Source organism: Sporomusa sp. (assembly GCF_057736855.1).
Genome location: NZ_JBYKYF010000447.1, coordinates 1 through 1,816, shown reverse-complemented (window position 1 = coordinate 1,816; position 1,816 = coordinate 1). Strand labels below are relative to the sequence as shown.

Below are 1,816 nucleotides of genomic sequence, written 5' to 3'. Positions count from 1 at the left end.
GCAGAACGTAGACCCTTTGCGGTCAATCATAGCGTCGGTACCAAGGAGAACTTCGTCGCCTAAAAAGCAGAGCAAGCGGTCTTTGAAGTTATCCCGCTGCATTTTAAACGCCATAGGATCATCCATAAATTGATCATCACAACACATAATGTCTTTATCCGGAAAATCACAGCACATTCCGTTGTCCGGACCATACCAATGAGGATATCTAGTTTCCATAAATATCAATGACCTCCTTTATTTGCCTTCAGAAAATTAATGATAATTTTTATATATTCTCTTTCTACTTCAGCATATGAATTTCAAAAACATAATGTTACAGCCGTTAACAATTTAAGAATGGATTTATAATTAGGACTTTTGTACTATAGCTCAAGATAATAGCAGGCAGGAAAATAGCGGAATATGACGAATATATATGCTATCTCAATCTTAATGTAAGTAGGTGAAGCTTTAGTCCGATGGAGTTTATGCAAAATAGTAATATTATTCTTATGGGATTTTTGGTATGGTTACTTATTGCGCCGCGCGTGAATAGTCCGCGATATGGTGAACTATTTTTAGCCTACATGACAGCACTATTATTTTGTCTTATCGGCAGTTCAGAACTTATGATGACAAAGCCGGTCGCCTTTTTCTTTACTATAGGCGGAGTACTGGCTTTTTGTTATGTTGTAGCACGTAAAACCATTAGGATAACAATTCGAAAGTAAGGTGAAACTCAATGTCGTCTCATCCTGATAAAAAATTTACTCGGGTGCGGAAAAATAAACCTAATAATGAACGAGCTGAAGTTAGGTATTTTAAGGGCGAAGACCAATTTGAGCGCTGGCGTAAAGAGTTTGTTCAGCATCAGGACTATGAGCTTAAGTTGGCTGCAGTCAGTAAATTTAGCTATGAACCTGTAAATCTGGAGCCATTACTGGTGCCTGAGCCGTTTCCTGAAATGAAGCTTACAGATTATAGTTATTTGGTCGGCGAAGCTAAGTCTGAAGCGGAAGCGAAGTATTTTTATCCTGTTGCTGGCAGAATTGCGGCCATTGTTTGCTTGATTGGTGTATTAGCAATACTTTTTAGCCCGATTACCCTGTTAATTACGGCTGCACTTGGAGTTGCGACCGCAGTATCACTGCATTTTACAATAAAAGATAAGGATGAGGCAATAAAGAATGCTGAGCTGGAGGCTTTGGAAGAAATAGCCCGGCGTAATGCTTTGGAACGGTTGGCCTATGAAGAAGCCAAGCGGCAGCATGAGGAAAAAGAGAACACACGCATCAAACTAATTCAACAACTTATGGATGGAGAACCTACCGCGGTTTGTTCGCGGATAGATGATGTGCTTAATCAGCTAAAACTACCAGTAGTTGTTGACGTGAATGTTGATTTATATATGAACATTCCGTTAGTTAAGGTATATCTACCACATAAAGAAGTGATTCCTAAACAAATTTGTGAGATCTTACCGACAGGACGACTCCAATATCAGGATAAAGATACCAGAGTATTTAATAAACAGTACTTTGAACTATGTGCGGCGATTATCTTACAGATTGCATCGACGATTATGGCAAATATACCATCCTTCCAAGAGGTATATGCTGCTGGTATTGCTAAAAATGAATTTAGTGATGATTGTGTACTTGCAGTAAAAATCCATAGAGACAAGATTGAAAAAATTAACCGGGCAGCCAATGCCATTGCTGCTATGCAAGCTTTTGAGGCAGTGTATGAATGTGATACTTCTTTAGCGCTCTATCCTATAGATATGTTGTATCCTCCTGAATGGGAAGGGCTTGAAAAACAACAGTTGAAAAGT

Annotated in this window: 2 protein-coding genes and 1 pseudogene; 2 read left to right on the top strand and 1 reads right to left on the bottom strand. The window is 38.9% G+C overall.

Translation table 11 applies throughout. The features are described from left to right. Positions 1 to 219, bottom strand: a pseudogene (locus tag AC29Z1_RS17475) (hypothetical protein); the annotation flags it as partial. Positions 220 to 470: 251 nt separating this feature from the next. Here AC29Z1_RS17475 and AC29Z1_RS17470 point away from each other — a divergent pair. Both AC29Z1_RS17470 and AC29Z1_RS17465 read left to right on the top strand, forming a co-directional pair. Next, positions 471 to 713, top strand: coding sequence for a hypothetical protein (locus AC29Z1_RS17470; protein WP_488272718.1), 243 nt, complete (start codon positions 471 to 473; stop codon positions 711 to 713). Between the two features lie 11 nt (positions 714 to 724). Beyond that, positions 725 to 1,816 (top strand): hypothetical protein (locus AC29Z1_RS17465; protein WP_488272717.1); only part of this gene is annotated, 1,092 nt, incomplete at its 3' end.

Bases quoted from the DNA above. Each gene is read 5' to 3' on its own strand.
- AC29Z1_RS17470 (WP_488272718.1), top strand. From the start codon at position 471: ATGCAAAATAGTAATATTATTCTTATGGGATTTTTGGTATGGTTACTT.